General features: G+C 47.9%; 17 protein-coding genes. 8 read left to right on the top strand and 9 right to left on the bottom strand.

Going from position 1 to position 19,710, the window contains the following annotated elements; genetic code table 11:
- Window positions 1-10: 10 nt before the first annotated feature.
- From hisD to hisIE, 7 genes are read left to right on the top strand one after another with little or no spacing between them, the layout of a single operon-like run.
- Window positions 11-1,315, top strand: a complete 1,305-nt coding sequence (gene hisD / locus OQV00_RS08480) for a histidinol dehydrogenase (protein ID WP_048756280.1) — start codon at window positions 11-13, stop codon at window positions 1,313-1,315.
- Window positions 1,312-2,373: a histidinol-phosphate transaminase gene (hisC, locus tag OQV00_RS08475; protein WP_064367668.1), complete on the top strand. Its 1,062-nt coding sequence runs from the start codon at window positions 1,312-1,314 to the stop codon at window positions 2,371-2,373. The genes hisD and hisC overlap by 4 nt, the downstream gene beginning before the upstream one ends.
- Complete coding sequence (gene hisB, locus OQV00_RS08470) at window positions 2,370-3,437, top strand: bifunctional histidinol-phosphatase/imidazoleglycerol-phosphate dehydratase HisB (RefSeq protein WP_015583937.1); 1,068 nt, start codon at window positions 2,370-2,372, stop codon at window positions 3,435-3,437. Before hisC ends, hisB begins: the two co-directional genes overlap by 4 nt.
- Window positions 3,437-4,027, top strand: a complete 591-nt coding sequence (gene hisH / locus OQV00_RS08465) for an imidazole glycerol phosphate synthase subunit HisH (RefSeq protein WP_266280178.1) — start codon at window positions 3,437-3,439, stop codon at window positions 4,025-4,027. The genes hisB and hisH overlap by 1 nt, the downstream gene beginning before the upstream one ends.
- Window positions 4,027-4,764 carry a 1-(5-phosphoribosyl)-5-[(5-phosphoribosylamino)methylideneamino]imidazole-4-carboxamide isomerase gene (gene hisA / locus OQV00_RS08460; RefSeq protein WP_044348427.1) on the top strand — a complete coding sequence of 246 codons (738 nt, stop codon included), beginning with the start codon at window positions 4,027-4,029 and terminating at the stop codon, window positions 4,762-4,764. Before hisH ends, hisA begins: the two co-directional genes overlap by 1 nt.
- Window positions 4,746-5,522: an imidazole glycerol phosphate synthase subunit HisF gene (hisF, locus tag OQV00_RS08455; RefSeq protein ID WP_004864530.1), complete on the top strand. Its 777-nt coding sequence runs from the start codon at window positions 4,746-4,748 to the stop codon at window positions 5,520-5,522. The genes hisA and hisF overlap by 19 nt, the downstream gene beginning before the upstream one ends.
- The gene (gene hisIE / locus OQV00_RS08450) at window positions 5,516-6,115 is read left to right on the top strand and encodes a bifunctional phosphoribosyl-AMP cyclohydrolase/phosphoribosyl-ATP diphosphatase HisIE (protein WP_015583934.1); all 600 of its coding nucleotides are present in this window, start codon (window positions 5,516-5,518) and stop codon (window positions 6,113-6,115) included. Before hisF ends, hisIE begins: the two co-directional genes overlap by 7 nt.
- 106 nt (window positions 6,116-6,221) lie before the next feature.
- On the opposite strand, the gene OQV00_RS08445 is transcribed toward hisIE, so the two are convergent.
- The 8 genes from OQV00_RS08445 to OQV00_RS08410 form a co-directional block, all read right to left on the bottom strand.
- Window positions 6,222-7,229 (bottom strand): acyltransferase family protein, encoded by a 1,008-nt coding sequence (locus OQV00_RS08445; RefSeq protein ID WP_044023510.1) that lies wholly within the window; start codon window positions 7,227-7,229, stop codon window positions 6,222-6,224.
- Window positions 7,230-7,577: 348 nt separating this feature from the next.
- Window positions 7,578-8,882 carry a glycosyltransferase family 2 protein gene (locus tag OQV00_RS08440; protein WP_048336082.1) on the bottom strand — a complete coding sequence of 435 codons (1,305 nt, stop codon included), beginning with the start codon at window positions 8,880-8,882 and terminating at the stop codon, window positions 7,578-7,580.
- Between the two features lie 121 nt (window positions 8,883-9,003).
- Window positions 9,004-10,149 carry a glycosyltransferase family 4 protein gene (locus tag OQV00_RS08435; protein WP_023157139.1) on the bottom strand — a complete coding sequence of 382 codons (1,146 nt, stop codon included), beginning with the start codon at window positions 10,147-10,149 and terminating at the stop codon, window positions 9,004-9,006.
- The gene (locus OQV00_RS08430) at window positions 10,150-11,040 is read right to left on the bottom strand and encodes a glycosyltransferase (protein ID WP_152308763.1); all 891 of its coding nucleotides are present in this window, start codon (window positions 11,038-11,040) and stop codon (window positions 10,150-10,152) included.
- A complete protein-coding gene (gene glf / locus OQV00_RS08425) occupies window positions 11,037-12,191 on the bottom strand; it encodes a UDP-galactopyranose mutase (RefSeq protein WP_044352105.1) in 1,155 nt (384 codons plus the stop codon). Before glf ends, OQV00_RS08430 begins: the two co-directional genes overlap by 4 nt.
- A gap of 18 nt (window positions 12,192-12,209) precedes the next feature.
- Window positions 12,210-14,102: a DUF4422 domain-containing protein gene (locus tag OQV00_RS08420; protein ID WP_048023819.1), complete on the bottom strand. Its 1,893-nt coding sequence runs from the start codon at window positions 14,100-14,102 to the stop codon at window positions 12,210-12,212.
- Between the two features lie 14 nt (window positions 14,103-14,116).
- A complete protein-coding gene (gene rfbB / locus OQV00_RS08415; protein WP_000433876.1) occupies window positions 14,117-14,857 on the bottom strand; it encodes an O-antigen export ABC transporter ATP-binding protein RfbB in 741 nt (246 codons plus the stop codon).
- Entirely contained in the window at window positions 14,857-15,624 is a 768-nt protein-coding gene (locus tag OQV00_RS08410) for an ABC transporter permease (protein ID WP_015583927.1), read from the bottom strand. Before OQV00_RS08410 ends, rfbB begins: the two co-directional genes overlap by 1 nt.
- A gap of 1,383 nt (window positions 15,625-17,007) precedes the next feature.
- Between OQV00_RS08410 and OQV00_RS08405 the strand changes: the two genes are divergently transcribed.
- Window positions 17,008-18,012: an NAD-dependent epimerase gene (locus OQV00_RS08405; RefSeq protein WP_064359046.1), complete on the top strand. Its 1,005-nt coding sequence runs from the start codon at window positions 17,008-17,010 to the stop codon at window positions 18,010-18,012.
- A 384-nt stretch (window positions 18,013-18,396) separates the two neighbouring features.
- Here OQV00_RS08405 and ugd read toward each other — a convergent pair whose 3' ends face one another.
- Window positions 18,397-19,563, bottom strand: coding sequence for a UDP-glucose 6-dehydrogenase (gene ugd, locus OQV00_RS08400; RefSeq protein WP_044350299.1), 1,167 nt, complete (start codon window positions 19,561-19,563; stop codon window positions 18,397-18,399).
- Window positions 19,564-19,710: the final 147 nt, after the last annotated feature.

Here is a 19,710-nt window from a genome sequence, read left to right as displayed (position 1 = left end):
GGAAACGACCATGAGCTTCAATACCATCATCGACTGGAACAGCTGTAGCGCACAACAGCAGCAGCAGCTCTTAATGCGCCCGGCGATTTCTGCCTCCGACAGCATCACCCGCACGGTGGCGGACATTCTTGATAACGTCAAAAACAATGGCGACGCGGCGCTGCGTGAATACAGCGCAAAGTTTGATAAAACCGACGTCAAAACGCTGCAAGTCAGCGAAGAAGAGATTGCCGCCGCCGGCGCGCGCCTCAGCGATGAGCTGAAACAAGCCATGGCGGTCGCGGTCAGCAATATCGAGACCTTCCACAACGCGCAAAAACTGCCGGGCGTGGATGTGGAGACGCTGCCGGGCGTACGTTGCCAGCAGGTGACTCGCCCTATCGCCTCCGTCGGCCTCTATATTCCCGGCGGTTCTGCGCCGCTGTTCTCGACGGTACTGATGCTGGCGACGCCGGCGCGCATCGCGGGATGCCAGCAGGTGGTTCTGTGCTCGCCGCCGCCGATTGCCGATGAGATTCTTTACGCGGCCCAGCTTTGCGGCGTGCGCACAATCTTCAACGTCGGCGGCGCTCAGGCGATTGCCGCCCTCGCTTTCGGCACCGAGTCGGTGGCAAAAGTTGATAAGATTTTTGGCCCGGGCAACGCCTTCGTCACCGAAGCCAAGCGCCAGGTCAGCCAGCGACTGGACGGCGCGGCGATCGATATGCCGGCGGGACCGTCGGAAGTGCTGGTGATTGCCGACGGCGGCGCGACGCCGGACTTTGTCGCCTCTGATCTGCTGTCGCAGGCGGAGCACGGCCCGGATTCTCAGGTGATCCTGCTGACGCCGGATGTGGCGATGGGGCAACAGGTCGCCCGCGCCGTTGAGCGCCAGCTGGCGGAGCTGCCGCGTGCGGAGACCGCCCGGGAAGCGCTCTCGGCCAGCCGTATTATCGTGGCCCGCGATCTCGCCCAGTGCGTAGAAATCTCCAACCAGTACGGTCCGGAACACCTGATTATCCAGACCCGTAACGCCCGTGAACTGGTTGACAGCATTACCAGCGCCGGTTCGGTGTTCCTCGGCGACTGGTCGCCGGAGTCCGCCGGTGATTATGCCTCCGGCACCAACCACGTGCTGCCGACCTATGGCTATACCGCCACCTGTTCAAGTCTGGGACTGGCGGACTTCCAGAAACGAATGACCGTGCAGGAGCTGTCGCGCGAAGGTTTTGCCGCCCTCGCCTCGACCATTGAGATCCTCGCCGCCGCAGAGCGCCTGACCGCCCACAAAAATGCCGTTACGCTGCGCGTTGCAGCCCTTAAGGAGCAAGCATGAGCATCGAAGATTTAGCCCGCGCTAACGTGCGCGATCTGACGCCTTATCAGTCTGCTCGCCGTCTGGGCGGCAAAGGCGATGTCTGGTTGAACGCCAATGAATTCCCGACCGCCGTCGAATTTCAGCTGACCCAGCAGACGCTGAACCGCTATCCGGAATGCCAGCCCAGGGCGGTGATTGAGAATTATGCCCGCTATGCCGGCGTTAAGCCGGAGCAGGTTCTGGTCAGCCGCGGCGCCGATGAAGGTATCGAGCTGCTGATCCGCGCCTTCTGCGAACCGGGACAAGATGCGGTGCTCTATTGCCCGCCAACCTACGGCATGTACAGCGTCAGCGCCGAAACCATCGGCGTGGCCTGTCGTACCGTGCCGGCCCTGAGCGACTGGCAGCTCGATCTGCCCGGTATTGCCGCCAATCTCGACGGTGTGAAGGTGGTTTTTGTTTGCAGCCCCAATAACCCGACCGGACAGATTATCAATCCCGACGACATGCGTAAGCTGCTGGAGATGACCCGCGGGAAGGCGATCGTGGTGGCCGATGAAGCCTATATCGAATTCTGCCCGCAGGCGACGCTGGCCGGCTGGCTGAGCGACTATCCGCACCTGGTGGTGCTGCGCACGTTGTCAAAAGCCTTTGCCCTCGCCGGGCTGCGCTGTGGGTTTACCCTCGCGAACGCCGAGGTGATTAGCCTGTTAATGAAGGTCATCGCCCCCTACCCGCTGTCAACGCCGGTAGCCGACATTGCCGCCCAGGCGCTCAACGAGCAGGGTATCGCCGCGATGCGCGCGCGCGTGGCGCAGATTCTCGACGAGCGCGAGTATCTGATCGGCCAGCTGCGCGGTATCCCGTGCGTTGAACAGGTCTTTGACTCCGAGACTAACTATGTCCTCGTGCGCTTTAAAGCGTCCAGCGCAGTGTTTAAATCTTTGTGGGATCAGGGCATTATCTTACGAGACCAGAATAAACAACCCTCATTAAGCGGCTGTTTGCGTATCACTATCGGTACCCGTGCAGAGAGCCAGCGCGTGATTGACGCTTTGACTGCGGAGAATGTATGACCCAGAAGTTTCTCTTTATTGACCGTGACGGTACGCTGATTTCCGAGCCACCGGTTGATTTTCAGGTAGACCGCTTTGAAAAGCTGGCCTTTGAGCCGCAGGTGATCCCGGCCCTGCTGAAACTGCAGCAGGAAGGTTACAAACTGGTGATGATCACCAATCAGGACGGTCTGGGGACCGACAGTCTGCCGCAGGCGGAGTTTGACGGCCCGCACAATCTGATGATGCAGGTGTTCTCTTCCCAGGGCGTCAGTTTCGACGACGTGCTGATTTGTCCGCATCTGCCGGCTGACAACTGCGAATGCCGTAAGCCGAAAACCCAGCTGGTGCTGCCGTGGCTGGAAGAAGGCGTCATGGATAAAGCTCACAGCTATGTTATCGGCGATCGCGCCACCGACATCCAGCTGGCGGATAACATGGGCATTACTGGCCTGCGCTATGATCGCGAGACGCTGAACTGGCCGACTATCTGCGAACAGCTGACTCGCCGCGACCGCTATGCCCACGTTGAGCGCAACACCAAAGAGACCCAGGTGGATGTCAAAGTCTGGCTGGATCGCGAAGGCGGCAGCAAAATCCACACCGGCGTCGGCTTCTTCGATCATATGCTCGATCAAATCGCCACCCACGGCGGCTTCCGTCTTGAAATTAACGTTGGCGGCGACCTCTATATTGACGATCACCACACCGTGGAAGATACCGGTCTGGCGCTGGGCGAGGCGTTGAGGCTGGCGCTGGGCGATAAGCGCGGGATCAACCGTTTTGGGTTTGTGCTGCCGATGGACGAATGTCTGGCCCGCTGCGCGCTGGATATTTCCGGTCGCCCGCATCTGGAATATAAAGCCGACTTCGCCTATCAGCGCGTCGGCGATCTGAGCACCGAGATGGTTGAGCACTTCTTCCGCTCGCTCTCCTACACCATGGCGGTCACGCTGCACCTGAAAACGAAGGGCAAGAACGACCATCATCGCGTCGAAAGCCTGTTTAAGGCCTTTGGCCGTACGCTGCGTCAGGCCATTCGCGTGCAGGGCGATACGCTGCCCTCGTCGAAAGGAGTCCTGTGATGAACGTGGTGATCCTCGACACCGGCTGCGCCAACCTCAATTCGGTAAAGTCGGCAATCGGCCGCCACGGCTACGAGCCGGCGGTCAGCCGCGATCCGGATGTGGTGCTGCGCGCCGATAAACTGTTTTTACCCGGCGTCGGTACCGCGCAGGCGGCTATGGACCAGATTCGCGAACGCGAGCTGATTGAGCTGGTGAAAGCCTGCACCCAGCCGGTGCTCGGCATCTGCCTCGGCATGCAACTGCTGGGGCGGCGCAGCGAAGAGAGCAACGGCGTGGATTTGCTGGGCATTATCGAAGAAGACGTGCCTAAAATGACCGACCACGGGCTGCCGCTGCCGCATATGGGCTGGAACCGGGTCTATCCGAAAGCCGGGAATCGTCTGTTCCACGGTATCGATGACGGCGCTTATTTTTATTTCGTTCACAGCTATGCCATGCCGGTGAATCCTTACACCATCGCCCAGTGTCATTACGGCGAGCCGTTCACCGCGGCGGTACAGAAAGATAACTTTTTTGGCGTCCAGTTCCACCCGGAACGCTCGGGCAGCGCCGGCGCGCAGCTGCTGAAAAACTTCCTGGAGATGTGATGATCATTCCTGCTTTAGATTTAATTGACGGCACGGTTGTCCGTCTCCATCAGGGCGATTACGGCCAGCAGCGCGACTACGGCAACGATCCGCTGCCGCGCCTGCAGTCGTACGCGGCGCAAGGGGCCGAAGTGCTGCATCTGGTCGACCTGACCGGCGCGAAAGACCCGGCCAGGCGCCAGATCCCGCTGCTGAAAACGCTGGTGGCCGGCGTGAACGTACCGGTGCAGGTTGGCGGCGGCGTGCGGACGGAAGAAGATGTGGCGGCCCTGCTTGCCGCAGGCGTGGCGCGCGTGGTGGTGGGTTCGACGGCGGTGAAATCGCCGGAAGTGGTAAAAGGCTGGTTTAAGCGTTTTGGCCCGCAGCATCTGGTGCTGGCGCTGGACGTGCGTATCGACGCGGAAGGCAACAAGCAGGTGGCAGTCAGCGGCTGGCAGGAAAACTCCGGCGTGACGCTGGAAGAGCTGGTGGAGAGCTATCAATCCGTCGGGCTGCAGCACGTCCTGTGCACCGATATCTCTCGCGATGGCACTCTGGCGGGGTCCAACGTCGCGCTGTATGAAGAAGTGTGCGCCCGCTATCCGCAGGTGGCCTTTCAGTCTTCTGGCGGTATCGGCGATCTGCAGGATATTGCCGCGCTGCGCGGAACCGGTGTGCGCGGCGTGATTGTCGGTCGCGCGCTGCTGGAAGGTAAATTTAATGTAACGGAGGCCATTCAATGCTGGCAAAACGGATAATCCCCTGCCTCGACGTTCGTGACGGCCAGGTAGTGAAAGGCGTGCAGTTCCGTAATCACGAAATCATCGGCGATATCGTCCCGCTGGCGAAACGCTATGCCGACGAAGGCGCTGATGAGCTGGTGTTCTACGATATCACCGCCTCCAGCGACGGCCGCGTCGTCGATAAAAGCTGGGTGTCGCGGGTAGCGGAAGTGATCGATATTCCTTTCTGCGTCGCGGGCGGAATTAAATCCCTCGACGATGCGGCGCAGATTCTCTCCTTCGGCGCCGACAAGATTTCGATTAACTCCCCGGCGCTGGCCGATCCGACGCTGATTACCCGTCTGGCCGATCGTTTTGGCGTGCAGTGTATTGTGGTGGGTATCGACACCTGGTTTGATGCCGAGAGCGGTAAATATCACGTCAACCAGTACACCGGCGATGAGAGCCGCACGCGCGTGACTCAGTGGGAGACTCTCGACTGGGTGCAGGAAGTCCAGAAACGTGGCGCCGGCGAGATCGTGCTGAACATGATGAATCAGGACGGCGTGCGTAACGGCTACGATCTTGAGCAGTTGCGCAAAGTCCGCGCCGTCTGCCACGTACCGCTTATCGCCTCCGGCGGCGCCGGCACCATGGAGCACTTCCTTGAAGCCTTCCGCGACGCCAACGTCGACGGTGCGCTGGCGGCGTCGGTGTTCCACAAGCAGATTATTAATATTGGTGAACTAAAAACGTACCTGGCAGCACAGGGCGTGGAGATTAGGGTATGTTAACTGAACAGCTGGACTGGGAAAAAACCGACGGCATGATGCCGGCCATCGTACAGCACGCCATCTCCGGCGAAGTCCTGATGTTGGGCTATATGAATCAGGATGCGCTGGCGAAGACCGAAGAGAGCGGTAAAGTGACCTTTTATTCGCGGACCAAACAGCGTCTGTGGACCAAAGGGGAAACCTCCGGCAACTTTCTCAACGTGGTGAGCATTACGCCGGATTGCGACAACGATACCCTGCTGGTGCTGGTTAACCCAATCGGTCCGACCTGCCATAAAGGCACATCAAGCTGCTTCGGTGACGCCGGGCACCAGTGGCTGTTCCTGTATCAGCTGGAGCAACTGCTGGCCGAGCGTAAGCATGCGGATCCGCAAAGCTCATATACCGCGAAGCTGTACGCCAGCGGTACCAAGCGTATTGCGCAAAAGGTCGGGGAAGAAGGCGTGGAAACCGCGCTGGCCGCGACGGTGCATGACCAGTTCGAACTGAAGAACGAAGCGTCGGATCTGATGTATCACCTGCTGGTACTGCTGCAGGATCAGGGGCTGGATTTGACGGCAGTGGTCGAGAACCTGCGTAGCCGGCATAAATAAATCGATGAAGGGAGGGGATTCCCCCTCCCCTTTTAAGCGTCGCAACGCTACTCCGGCGACAGCGCACTAATCAGTCAACTACCGTTCAATAAAATCCAAACCATAATTAACTTATTTTGGCAATCTGACGCTTTAATGCCCGATAGAGAGGATAATCGATAAATCGGGCATAAATATAGGCAATGAATATTGAGGCAAATGCCGCTAATGATATCGATACCCAGGCATTCTCAGCGTCAAAAATGAATCCGGATACGATAACCAGCTCATGCAATAAATATAAAGGGAAACTAATATAACCGAGAAATAAGAATAAATTTGAAGTGAAAACTCTCTTTATTAGTTGATTATCCGGAAGATGATCGATAAATAGCATCGGGATAAATGCAACGAATAAAAAGTAATCCAGTCGGCTATGGTTCATAGCATATACGCCAACGATCGATACGACAGCCGCTGCGGTAATAAAAAATGCCATGAATTTTTCTTTCATCAGACACTTAAAATACTCTGTCTGTGATAAAGAAAAAAACAATGAACCAATCAGCATTGACAGCATTGCTGTCAGCATTGATGGGGGTATCCCTGATGGATGTTTATGCCACAGGAAAATAAAAAACAATCCTGCAACAACAGCGCGAGTCATATTTCCTAATCGCGTAAAGATCAGAGGAATTAAAAGCGATACCCAGAATTCAATACTGATACTCCACGATGGTTCATTGACCAACTTGAAGTCATGCCAATAAAGACCATGAAGAAATAATATATTTTTTAATATCACGCTAATAGAAAAAACATCCGGGCTGGAAACGTAGCCGCCATGGTGCGCATTATAGTAATAAATGGCTACCATCAGCATCGTCGACAGAAAATGAAGCGGCCATAATCGGGCAAATCGTGTAAGAACGTATTTGAAAAAGTTTCCTGATGCGTGGGCATAGGTTAGAACAAAGCCGCTCATGATGAAAAAATATACCACACACAGATAGGCACCGCTAAATGGTCTGACTTGCGGCCAACCCATAAAGCTGCCAAACATATGGCTGAGCATGACCATACCCGCCAATATCCCACGAGTGCCATCAATGGCATCAAATCTGTTAACAGACAATCTACACCCCATATTCCAATGAGTAAAACTACATTCTTTTAGAAGAAAGAATTTATTAGTAATAAAAAGAATAGCTATCAATATTCAAAGGTGATTACTGCCCAATAGGAAAAACTTTAAAGGCAGGAAGTCACAAAAAACACAAGTACACACATCGAAATTTTACTGCCCCCAGTAAAACTCGACAAAAAATCTATTACTCTCTAGCTAATAAATCATTAATCTAACAGGAATAGAGACTCGCAAATCATGTGACCACGAGCTCTTTTATTTAACGAAAAAAAATTTTTATTGAAAATAACAAGATCACTGACAAAGAAGTGAAACTTGCTTAACTTCTTTTTGAAATTATTTAAAAAAACGTCTTACCACGCGTAGCGGCTTAGTCAACTTCCAGGATAAAGAAGAGATTAAATTTTTGTGATGCTGATAAATTTCATTGAACTCTTGCTGTTTGATAGTCATCTCATGATGCATATCATTATTTTTGTCGGTTAACTGACGAATATTCTGTTCCTGTTCAGTTACCCGCTCTTCAATCTCATGCAATTGATTATGCAATATCGCATTTTCATCCTTTTGCCCGGCGAATGAGTGGGTAAGCGTCTCAACTTCTTGCTGTAATGCGGAGCTCCTGGCCTGGAAAAACTCAAGTTCCTTCAGAACCCGATCTTTAAGAGAGAATAGGTACTCTTCAGCTGACAGCGTGGTGATCCTATGATGGGCGGCGGCGATAAATTCATCATAAAAATCATCACTCTTTGCATCCAGGGCAACAACAAACTCTTTCACTTGCTGATAAAACGGGTGAAATGCCGGACCAGAAATCGTGTTTAAATGCCACTCAAGGAACACGACAACATAGTTTTTATAATCTCTGAGACGGTGTTCCATCATCCCCTGCTGACAGATAAACGCTTTAAGCGCCACCAATGCTTCAACAGCACAGCGGTGCGACTCTGCTCGCGTGGCGGATAGGGATTCACTACGGTTGATGGTATGAGAAATTAACGTTTCATTTAAGACCGAAATTCTGTTCGCCATGAGCATAAATGCGCAGACGAAGAAAAGATCGTTGGTCGTCCTGATTTCCTGAAAGCGAAGCTGATGACTAGTAATAAATTGACGCCTGAGAAGCTTGTCCCATGGCCACCAGACAAAGGTGCGGAAAAAGTCAGAGGGAATATCCTGGGATGAAAAAAACTTGAGATCAGGTAACAGCTCCTGGCGCACTGACCACGGCATCGGAGCATAAACCTGCAAGGCGGGATCAAAAGACTGGCTGCGACAGATAACGACATCCGCTTGTATATCGCTAGCACGTGCGTACATGCGCTCCAACATCATGTTATCGGCATAATCGTCGTCATCAAGAAAAATAACGTACTCACCGGTAGCAGCATCCAACCCGATGTTTCTTGAGCCTCCCCCACCAAGATTTGTCGTGTTGTTAATGACTCTAATTCGTGAATCAGTTTCAGCCAGCGCCGAGACAATCTCTAAGGTATTATCGTCAGAACAATCGTTGACAATAATGATTTCAATATCATTTAATGTTTGCGACAAAACAGTGCTCAATGTGTCGGAAATATATCCCGCCGCATTGTGCACAGGGATAATAACGGAAACAGCTATACTCTCTTTTTCAGACATGCAATCACCTTGACGCTTAGCTTATAAACGCAATTATATTTATTTATGGGTAGCGTTTAATTTGTAGGTTGCCAGTTTATTAAGGATGGGTAAGATGAAAGCGACTGAGCTTCATCAAAAATTACTCTTCAACAACATCACGATATGTTTTTAATGTTTTATTAATGATCATCACGCTCGAGAATTTATCTTGAATGCGTTTTCTGCCATTGATACCCATTGCGACGCGCGTTTCTGGGTTATCCAACAGGAAACCGAGTTTCTCCGCTAATTCCTCGACAGATTTACTTTTTACAATCAACCCATTATCGTTATTGATAATTAAGCTATCACAGCCACCAACATCATAAGCGATACAAGCGCGCCCGACAGAGGAAGCTTCCAGCAAGATACGCGGTACGCCTTCGGCGTAGACCGACGGCAAAGCAACGATATTTGATTCTTCAATTAAATCAAATACATTAGAGCAATGACCGAGCCAGTTAATCACGCCTTCGCTTTGCCACTTCTGTATCGTCGCCAGCGGAATCGCGTCTTTATCATTCTCAACTAAAATACCGGCAACATTCAGCGTAAAGTGAATATTTTTATTACTCAGTATTTTTTTGGCTTCAATCAGGTCACCCAGTCCTTTACTCCACAACATACGGCTGGCAAAAAGGACGACCGGAACATCACGCTGCTGCTCCAGAGAGTATTTGTAAATCTCTGGATTAATACCCGCGCCATCAATAACAATAGTCTGTTTGTAATCGATACCAACCAGATCGGCAAGTTTAGCTCTGTCTTTATCATGTTCGAACATAAACAAGCTGCATTTATTACTGGCGATATACTTATATGCCATGACAGTAAAACTTCGCAGCAGCTTAAGACAGGCAGACTCTGCGGAAAATACTCGGCCCAAACCGACAAAACTCAGAATAACAGGACGATGGGTACTTTTAGCCAGAAAACCGCCGATCAAACAGGGCTTGATGGTAATGCAGTGCAATAAATCTGGATTGATGTTTTGGATAATTTTTCGAGCCTTAGAAAAGGCCCGAAAGAAAATCAAAACGTTGAATGATTGGGCGACAAGTGGAATGTTATGGCAAACAAAACCTAATGTCCTGAATTTTTCCGCTATTTTATCATCGACAAAATGGCTAATAATGTGAATCTCATAACCGGCATCTCGGGCGGCAATTGCACGATCGGTCCAATGCAAATCAAAATACCAATCCGAATTTATGAAATAACACAGTTTTTTCATTGCTATGTCCACTTAGTGAAACTTACCGCTGATTCCTTTTACACCATGTACAATCCCACGGCATAAAAACTTTAGATATACCCATTTCCGGCGCTGCACAGGGAATATGGTGATATACTTACACAGGCGCAAAAGGATTGATGAACTACTAAAAATGTCCACTTCCGTGAATATTCTCTTAGCCAAAATCAAGTTCCGACAAAGATAGTAAACCTTCCACTCTGGCGATATAACCTTTCCCTGAATACTCACGTCATGAGTAAAAACAAGCTCCGGTTGATAAGTGATTTTCTCGCCACTTAAAGTTAATTGATAACCAAAATAGAGATCATCAAAATAAAGGAAAAGTTCATCATAAATATGATGAAGGTGCTCATTCAAGACTTCACGCTTAATGATCATGCCAACAAATGAAACGGTTTGCACCAGCATTTTCTTATTATCTGGTACATATCGTTGGGGATGTTTGATATATTGCAAGGTATCACTAAACGAGGTCGGGACTTTTGCAAATGGAACATTCATCGCACATGTCCGGCCCTGTAAATCTTTAACTAAAGCCGTAAAAACACGACAATCTTCTTTATTTATCGTCGCGAACTTATCAAGAATATCACTTTGCGGATAAGCATCATCGTCATAAAAGAAGACCCAATCGCTATCAACAGAACTGCATATATATTGACTACCGGCCTTAAACCCGCCGGCCCCCCCGTTATTACTGGCCAGATTTAAGACAATGACTCGGGGATCAGTGATTGTCTGCAGCCAGTCAGAGGTCCCATCCGTGGACCCATTATTGACAATAACGATAGAGGTAAAGTGCAGCTTAACAGTTTCAGCAACCGTCTTTTTTAGCTTCTCAAGACGGTTGAAAGTGACTATTAGTGCAGTATGTTTCATCGTACATCGGCCACAAATACAGGCATTGCTTCGTCATTGGACAATGAAGACAGGTATTTATCGGCCGTTTTTAAGGCTTCTGCAATCGTTACATCCATATCAAGATAGCGATATGTCCCTAAGCGTCCGACGAAAGTAATATTTTTCTCACCTTCCGCCAGTGATAGATATTTATCCAGCAGAGCCATCTCGCCCATCTGGCGGATTGGATAGTAAGGAATATCATTTTCACCGCAGGCGCGACTATATTCTTTATAACATACGGAGCCTTCGTGGTTTTCCCACGGGGAAAAATATTTATGTTCGGTAATGCGCGTATACGGGACATCAACTGAGCAATAGTTCATGACCGCGCAGCCCTGATAATCACCTTGCCAGGTAAATCGCTCAAAGTCCAGAGTACGGTAGCCAAGACGCCCATGCTGGTATGAATAGAAGGCGTCTAACGGCCCGCTATAAAATACATGATCATAACTTTCGCGATTTTCAGCCGCAAACTCACGCTGTAATTGCAGAGTGATATTTTCATGATCGGCGATCGCTTCAATCATATGGGTATAGCCTAACTTCGGCATGCCCTGGAATTTATGATTGAAATAATTATCGTCATAATTGAAACGCACAGGCAAACGTTTGAGTATAGATGCCGGAAGCTCGGAAGGCTGCATCCCCCACTGTTTTATGGTGTAGCCTTTGAAGAACGCTTCGTATAATTCTTTACCAATGAAGCGCAAGGCCTGCTCTTCAAAAGTCTTCGGTTCCAGAATGGAACTATCACCTTTTTCGCTAATGAGCGCGCGAGCTTCATCAGGAGAACAGGTTTTAGCAAAGAACTGATTAATAGTATGCAGATTAATCGGCAGTGAAAAAACCTGACCATTAACAGTAGCTTTTACTCTATTCACATAGGGCATCATTTCCGCATACTGATTGACATAGTTCCAGACGGTTTCATTATCCGTATGGAAAATATGCGGACCATAGACATGAACCATGACATCAGTCTGAGGATCGCGAGTGTCATAAGAGTTTCCTCCAATGTGGTCCCGCTGATCGATGATTTTAACCTTGTGACCTTGTTCAGCAAGCTGGCGGGCAATGACCACACCTGAAAAACCAGCGCCGACGATGAGAATATTGTTACGCTTCATAATGTATCTCCAGTTGTATTAGCCAAGAATCGAACGGCGAACTTTATAATAATATTTGGTGAGCTTATTTCTTCTTGGCGAACCGACAGGAGCATATTTGTTAACATATGGCATTAAAGCTCTTTTAATCTTTGTCTGCAGTAACACGGTTTGCTGCAGTTCAGTATGTTGGTTAGGTACTACCGTGGCCACAGGTAACTGGCGATAGTAGATTTCTTTTTCCCATGGCGTATTTAAAACATTCTCAAGAAAATCATCATAGAAATCGACTTTCTCAGTATTCCATGGTTTGTTTTCACCCGCATAGTGAATCATTTTTGGATTTCTTCTGGCTTGTAAAAAGCGCATATAGGTTGAAAACTTAAGATTCGGGAAGAAATCATCGGTATTACCATTACCATGGTACACGTTCCATTCTAATGGTAAGAATTTGACTCGGCCAAAGAAGACTTTGTTCATGATATCCTGATCTAAGAACCAATACTTTTTGGCTTTCAATGCTGACATCAATTGAGCAAAGGTATTCTCTGTAACCATTTGTTCGACATTAAAAACAATAATCCCGGCCTGAAAATATTCGTCAGGATTAGTCATTCCTAATGTCTTTTTCAGGTATTGCTCTGCAGGCATAATGCCATCATCTGATTCTGACATGGTACCAAACTTCACAAACCCTTCCATGACGATGTCTTTAACAGCGGCAACCAGGTTAGTGCCGATCTCGACATCCAGAAGTGTCGCCAAATCAGCCTTCACCACGGTGTCAGAATCGATAAACACAACTTTTTTATACTCGCGGAAAAGTTGCGGGATGAACAAGCGCGCATAGGTCGACGCACTAAAATGTGCACGGGTATGAACATCACTCATCTCAGTGAATGAATTCACATCAAAAAAGCGCAATGATATGTTGTTATGACCAGCAACTAGCTTGATAAGGCGTTGTTTATTTAAATGACTGACCTTATTTTCCAGAACAACGATATCATAGTTTCTGTTCGCATCAGAATGGCGAACAATTGAATTGATTAATGCCCCGCCACTTAATGCATAGTTATTATCAAAACTGATAACAACCGGTACGCTTTCGTCAAAAACGGGCTTTAATTTACCATTAAATGTTTCAGCAGTAACAAACGTGCGCTGTAGTTCTTTTATTTTTAGCTGTTTATCTTGTTGACATTTGATGATATAGATATTGAATAAACGCTCAGCAATGTGTCCTATAACTCGTTTTTCTTGAGCGTTGTAGTTATTCATCGAAATCCGATCTTCAAGATTAGACAAAATAGCAAAAAGCCATTCAGAATAATCCAGGAACATGTCTTTGCGCATAACAAACATGTTCGTATAATAACCATCAGTTGCATTATTGAATTGTTGAATCGCAGCTTTATATTGTGGATACAGCTCTTCAACGACATCCAGGGCAGACTGATAGTCTTTAATGTGTAAAAACTCACCTTTTGCATAATGATCAAGGTTATTCTTACTTCCTGCCGATGTTACCGACCATTTTTTGGGTAACAGCAGATCATATCCATCAACGCAGGTGCTTATGGATTCATCACTTAATCCAAACTGGCTTTCGTATTCGGCATTGATGAGCGGGTAGTTGACCACCCCCCAGTTATCCTCAGGATGATTTTGTTGTTCTGCAAAGTTCAAGTGTCTGCGGTAATGCATGAATCCCACATAGTCAGCCAGGGATTCATTCTTCCACACCCAGTAGTGGGCCGTCAGCTCACAATAGAATGGGTTTTTAAAGGAAATGTTGTCTCCGCTATCATCCCCTTCACAGCCAATATCATTATAAGTATTAGCCTTCCCGACATGCAGTGGTTTAATAATAGAGGCATTTAGAAAAGCACTGGGTTTGTGGTGACATGTATAAATTTTGATACTATTCATCTTATTACCAATTATTAAGCCATTGCTTGCTTGTAAAGTTCAATGATTCTCTCTGCTGAGCCAATTTCACGGAGTTTATGGTTTTCGATCCAAACAACTCTGTCACAGATTTTTTCAACATCACTCATATTGTGGCTAACGAATAATATCGTTACACCCTTATTTTTGAAGTCTCGTATTGTTTGTATACATTTGGCCTGGAACGAAATGTCACCGACAGCAAGTACCTCATCGATAATAAGTATATCGGGTTCTACCTGGCTGATGACAGAGAATCCAAGCTTCGCAAGCATACCACTTGAGTACACGCGAATAGGTTCGTCAATGAAATCACCCAGCTCGGAGAACTCAATTATCCGATCCATCCGTTGCTGAACCTCTTTGCGGCGTAGCCCAAGCAGGGTCGCATTGAGATAAATATTTTCTCGCCCGGTTAATTCAGGGTGAAAACCGCCGCCTAGCTCAAGCATTGAGGCAACGCGCCCCTGGGTTGTAACAGTGCCTTTTGTTGGCTTAATGACGCCGGCCACCAGCCCGAGGGAGGTACTTTTCCCTGCGCCGTTACGACCAATCAGCGCTACGGCCTCGCCTTTACCCACGGTGAAGGTAATGTCTTCGATCGCAAGATATTTACGCCCTTTTAACAGCTGAAAAGCTCTTTTAGGGTGAAATACGAGATCCTTAATTCCTGAGCCAATATGGTGGTAAAGAGGATACTCTTTCGTAACGTGACTAAAGTTTATTACTGGTTCCATTACAAAATCTCTGCAAATCGATATTTTAATTTATTAAAAATACTCAGGCCCACAATTGTCAGGACTAAACCTGTAATGTAAAGGATTGAAATATATTCATAATTTAAGACGCCATCCATGAACAGCTGCCGCCAGCTGAGGATCATGCTTGCCAGAGGATTATAGGTAATAATCCAGCTAAATTTTTCAGGAATCATATCTGACGCATATAATATCGGCGTGCAATAAAACATGAGCATGATACCAAGGCTGACAAATCGCTCTAAATCCCTGAAGAACAGATTTAGCGTAGAAAATATGATTGAAATACCAAATGTAAAAATCACCTGACCAAGCGCAATAATTGGTACGCCCCAGAGCCATGAGAGCGATGGACGCATACCATACACGAACAGGAATGCAATAATCACAGGAATTGTACACAAGAAATGTAACCCTTCCATCATGACATTACTCAATGGAATAACTGAGCGCGGAAAAACTGTTTTTTTGATTATTTGTGCATTGGCTATAAACGAAAACAAGGAATTTGTCGCCGAGCTGGCAAACCACTGCCACGGAAATAAACCGGTAATCAAGAAAAGGGTATAATTCGGGATCTGCACTCGCATAACGAGTTTAAAAATGAAATAATATATCATTGCAAAAAGCAGTGGATTCGCAATTGACCATAAGTAACCAAATACGCTGCTTTTATAACGTACCTTTAAATCTTTGTTTGTTATAACAACAAGAAGATCAAACAAATACCCTATATTATACTTCATTTTTATACTCATAAATTATTCTACAAAAAATTCCGTACGTAATATGTATCAAACAGAATTATCGATAAGATCTGCTGTGCTCGAGAGACGAACAGCTATTCCCATAAACAAAGACCAATTGTAACATTATTTTGCACAAGCAATATGTAAACAATCTTTCCTGCGCATTAGCACTCCGGAATCGGAGATGATCGCTAACCTCAGTCACCGCTGAATGAAAATGTGATTCTCGTGGAAGACACATAAACCATCCTTTAAGATTGTAAATAAAATGTTAAATCGAACAATGAGTTTATTCTAAAATTCAGACACGCTACCGCCATTGGCTATCGCAACCAAAATGCGGACTCCCCTCTCTAAAGTGTCTGTCTTACCCGGTCTTACCGTAACGAAGAGGATACGCTCGTCGTTAGCTCCACAAGCATTACCGGCGCAGCATTCATGAAGCCACAAACAGCCTAGTCAGCGTTCGGCAAAAAAGCTAAAAACCAACGGATATCTGTACTCAGCGCCCCTCTCCGGACTCACATCCATCGCTACACCGCAACAAATGCACCGCTACTCTCCTCAGTTTATGGCATCCTATCCATCAGGACTTTCTCATTTCACCCTTGAAACCAACAAAAAGCGTCACTCTCGGCAGTATGACTTCAACAGCCATGTAGCAGGGCGCTCCGCATCTCTACATAAGTCAGGCAGAGTATTAAGTTCGCGGGCAGGCAGCGGCAACACCACCAGGATAACGTACTTCCTCATCCTATCTTGCATAAAAGTGAATTTGACTTTTCTTCAAAAGTGGTCAAATCCGAGCGTCGTAGGGTACGTTTGCTGCGCATTATCAATAATGCATCCGTAGGATGTGAATTACGCGCGCATTATAGCTCTGGTCTGGAAGAATAAAAATGAAAAAGCATGACCAATCCATTCAGCCAAAAAATACACAGTTGCTGCACATTATTCGAACACTTCAGCGCACCCGCTTAACAATATGATTATAAAAGAAAAAATAGATTTCATTACTATCATTACAATAGTAATACTGACTGATTATTGAGGAATTGTTCGGAAAATATATAAAAAGAAACAATATTGACCAGACTCAGCCTTTCCGCTGCTTTGCTTGCGAGGCGAACAGAGTACGGTAACTATCAAAGAACAGCAGTAACAATTATTCAGCTAACTTATTTTCATGTAATAATGATTATCATTTGCGAACTTACCCTAAAATCTTCAGCACCCACCTGGACCCGGGAAGCGTGCAACCCTGCGCTTTCTACGGTACCCGCTTATATCCTGCAACGGTAAAGCAGATGATCCCGAAGGCAAGCCAGTGTAAAATCGACAAATATATATAGCGGGGAACACCGAACCCGGAGGATGAATATGAAGTTTTTAGTCACTGGAGCCGCAGGATTTATCGGCTTTCATGCAAGTCAGCGCCTTCTGGAGGCGGGTCATGAGGTTGTTGGCATCGACAACATGAACGATTACTACGATGTCAATCTCAAGCAGTCTCGCCTGGATCTTTTACAGTCCCCTCGGTTCAGTTTTTACAAAATCGATCTTGCCGATCGCGAAGGCATGGCGCAAATTTTTGCTACTGAGAAGTTTGATCGGGTGATCCATCTGGCAGCGCAGGCTGGCGTGCGTTATTCGCTGGAAAATCCGCATGCCTATGCCGATGCCAACCTGATTGGTTATCTGAACATTCTGGAAGGCTGCCGACACAACAAAGTACAACATTTGCTGTACGCCTCTTCCAGTTCAGTATATGGCCTGAACCGCAAGATGCCGTTCTCCACGAATGATTCGGTCGATCACCCGGTGTCACTGTATGCGGCAACCAAAAAAGCCAATGAACTGATGGCGCATACCTACTCTCATCTCTATGGCATCCCCACCACCGGCTTACGTTTCTTCACCGTGTATGGCCCGTGGGGGCGTCCAGATATGGCCCTGTTCAAATTCACTAAGGCGATGCTGGAAGGTAAGAGCATTGACGTCTACAACTACGGCAAGATGAAGCGTGATTTCACCTACATCGATGACATCGTAGAAGCGATTGTCCGCGTGCAGGATGTCATTCCGCAGGCAGATCCTGAATGGACCGTAGAAAACGGCTCACCGGCCACCAGTTCAGCCCCTTATCGAATCTATAATATCGGCAACAGCTCGCCGGTGGAGTTGATGGACTACATCACCGCTCTGGAAGAAGCGATGGGGATGGAAGCTGAGAAAAACATGATGCCGATCCAGCCGGGCGATGTCCTGGAAACCAGCGCCGATACCAAGCCACTGTATGATCTGGTTGGCTTTAAACCGCAGACATCCGTTAAGGATGGCGTGAAGAAATTCGTGGAGTGGTACAAGGCATATTACAACGCCTGAGTGGTTACCTGATTCTTTCTGAACCGCAATCGATGGTTGCGGTTTTTTTGTTCCCGCGTTTTACAGAAGCTTTGATGAGCCTCTGCTTTGGTCAGCTCCTGTTTATTTCGTGCCCAATCCCTGAATACAAAAACAAAAAAAGCCCGCATAGCAGGCTTCTTTTCCCTTCCGGCGCTTATCTCCGGCATCTACATCTCAGTGACGGTAGCTCTTCACAAGGTATGATTTAACATATCTGACCACCGTAAGCCGGGCAATGGTTTTAGCATAAAATTACAGACTGCATCACACTACCGAGGTCGTCGTTATAGAAAATTTGTAAAAGCGGAGGCAAGGGAGAGATCAGACCAGCGGCAGCACCGCTGGCACTCAGGATCGAAAGGGCTAATCGTTGCCAAAGAGATCGCGGGTATAAACCTTATCCGCAACATCAGCCAGCTCTTCCGCCATACGGTTAGAAATGATGACATCAGCTTCTTGCTTAAAGGCATCCAGATCGCGAACGACGCGAGAATTAAAGAATTCATCTTCTTGCATCACCGGTTCGTAAATAATAACCGGGATACCTTTGGCTTTAATACGCTTCATAATCCCTTGGATTGAAGAGGCGCGGAAGTTATCTGAGCCGCTCTTCATGATCAGACGATAAACCCCAACCACTTTCGGTTTACGCGCAAGGATAGAGTCAGCAATAAAGTCTTTACGGGTACGGTTAGCATCCACAATAGCGCCAATGATATTGTTTGGCACCGATTCGTAGTTCGCCAGCAGCTGTTTAGTATCTTTCGGCAGGCAGTATCCACCGTAACCGAATGACGGGTTGTTATAGTGATTGCCGATCCTCGGGTCCAGGCACACGCCTTCAATAATCTGCTTGCTGTTGAGACCCTGGCTTTCCGCATAGCTATCCAGCTCATTAAAATACGCTACCCGCAGAGCAAGATAGGTATTAGCAAACAGCTTGATCGCCTCCGCTTCGGTCGAATCGGTAAACAGTGTCGGGATATCCTGCTTGATAGCCCCCTCTTTCAGCAGACTGGCAAAACGCTCTGCCCGCTCCGAACGTTCACCGATGACGATACGAGAAGGATGAAGGTTGTCATACAGCGCACGGCCTTCACGCAGGAACTCCGGGGAGAAGATGACATTGTCGATCCCCAGACGCTCTTTAATATCACGGGTGAAACCGACCGGAATGGTCGATTTGATGATCATGACGGCGTTGGGGTTAATCTCAGTGACATCACGAATAACGGCTTCAACGGTTGAGGTATTGAAGTAGTTGGTTTTCGGATCGTAGTCAGTCGGTGTGGCGATAATGACATAGTCAGCATTGCGATATGCATCTTGTTTGTCAGTTGTCGCACGAAAATTCAGCGGTTTTTCGGCCAGATATTCCTGAATCTCTTTATCGACAATCGGCGACATCTTCTGGTTAAGCATATCGACTTTAGATTGTACGATATCCAGCGCAACCACTTCGTGGTTCTGCGCAATCAGGATGCCGTTCGATAAACCAACATAACCGGTACCGGAAATAGTAATTTTCATTCGATCACACTTTAATCAGTTAACTGGACGGCGGCATAGTAGCCACCCTGTAATCAACACTTCTGGCGGTTTTACTCTCAGAAAAATAGGAAGTCAAGGAAGAGCCATAAGGTGATGTATAATCCCACACATCAGCCCTATAGCTCT

The sequence above is a fragment of the Klebsiella sp. DY2415 genome, assembly GCF_026314315.1.
GTDB lineage: Bacteria > Pseudomonadota > Gammaproteobacteria > Enterobacterales > Enterobacteriaceae > Klebsiella > Klebsiella ornithinolytica.
The sequence above is the reverse complement of the archived record's forward strand: the minus strand, read 5'-3'. Positions and strand labels throughout refer to the sequence as shown.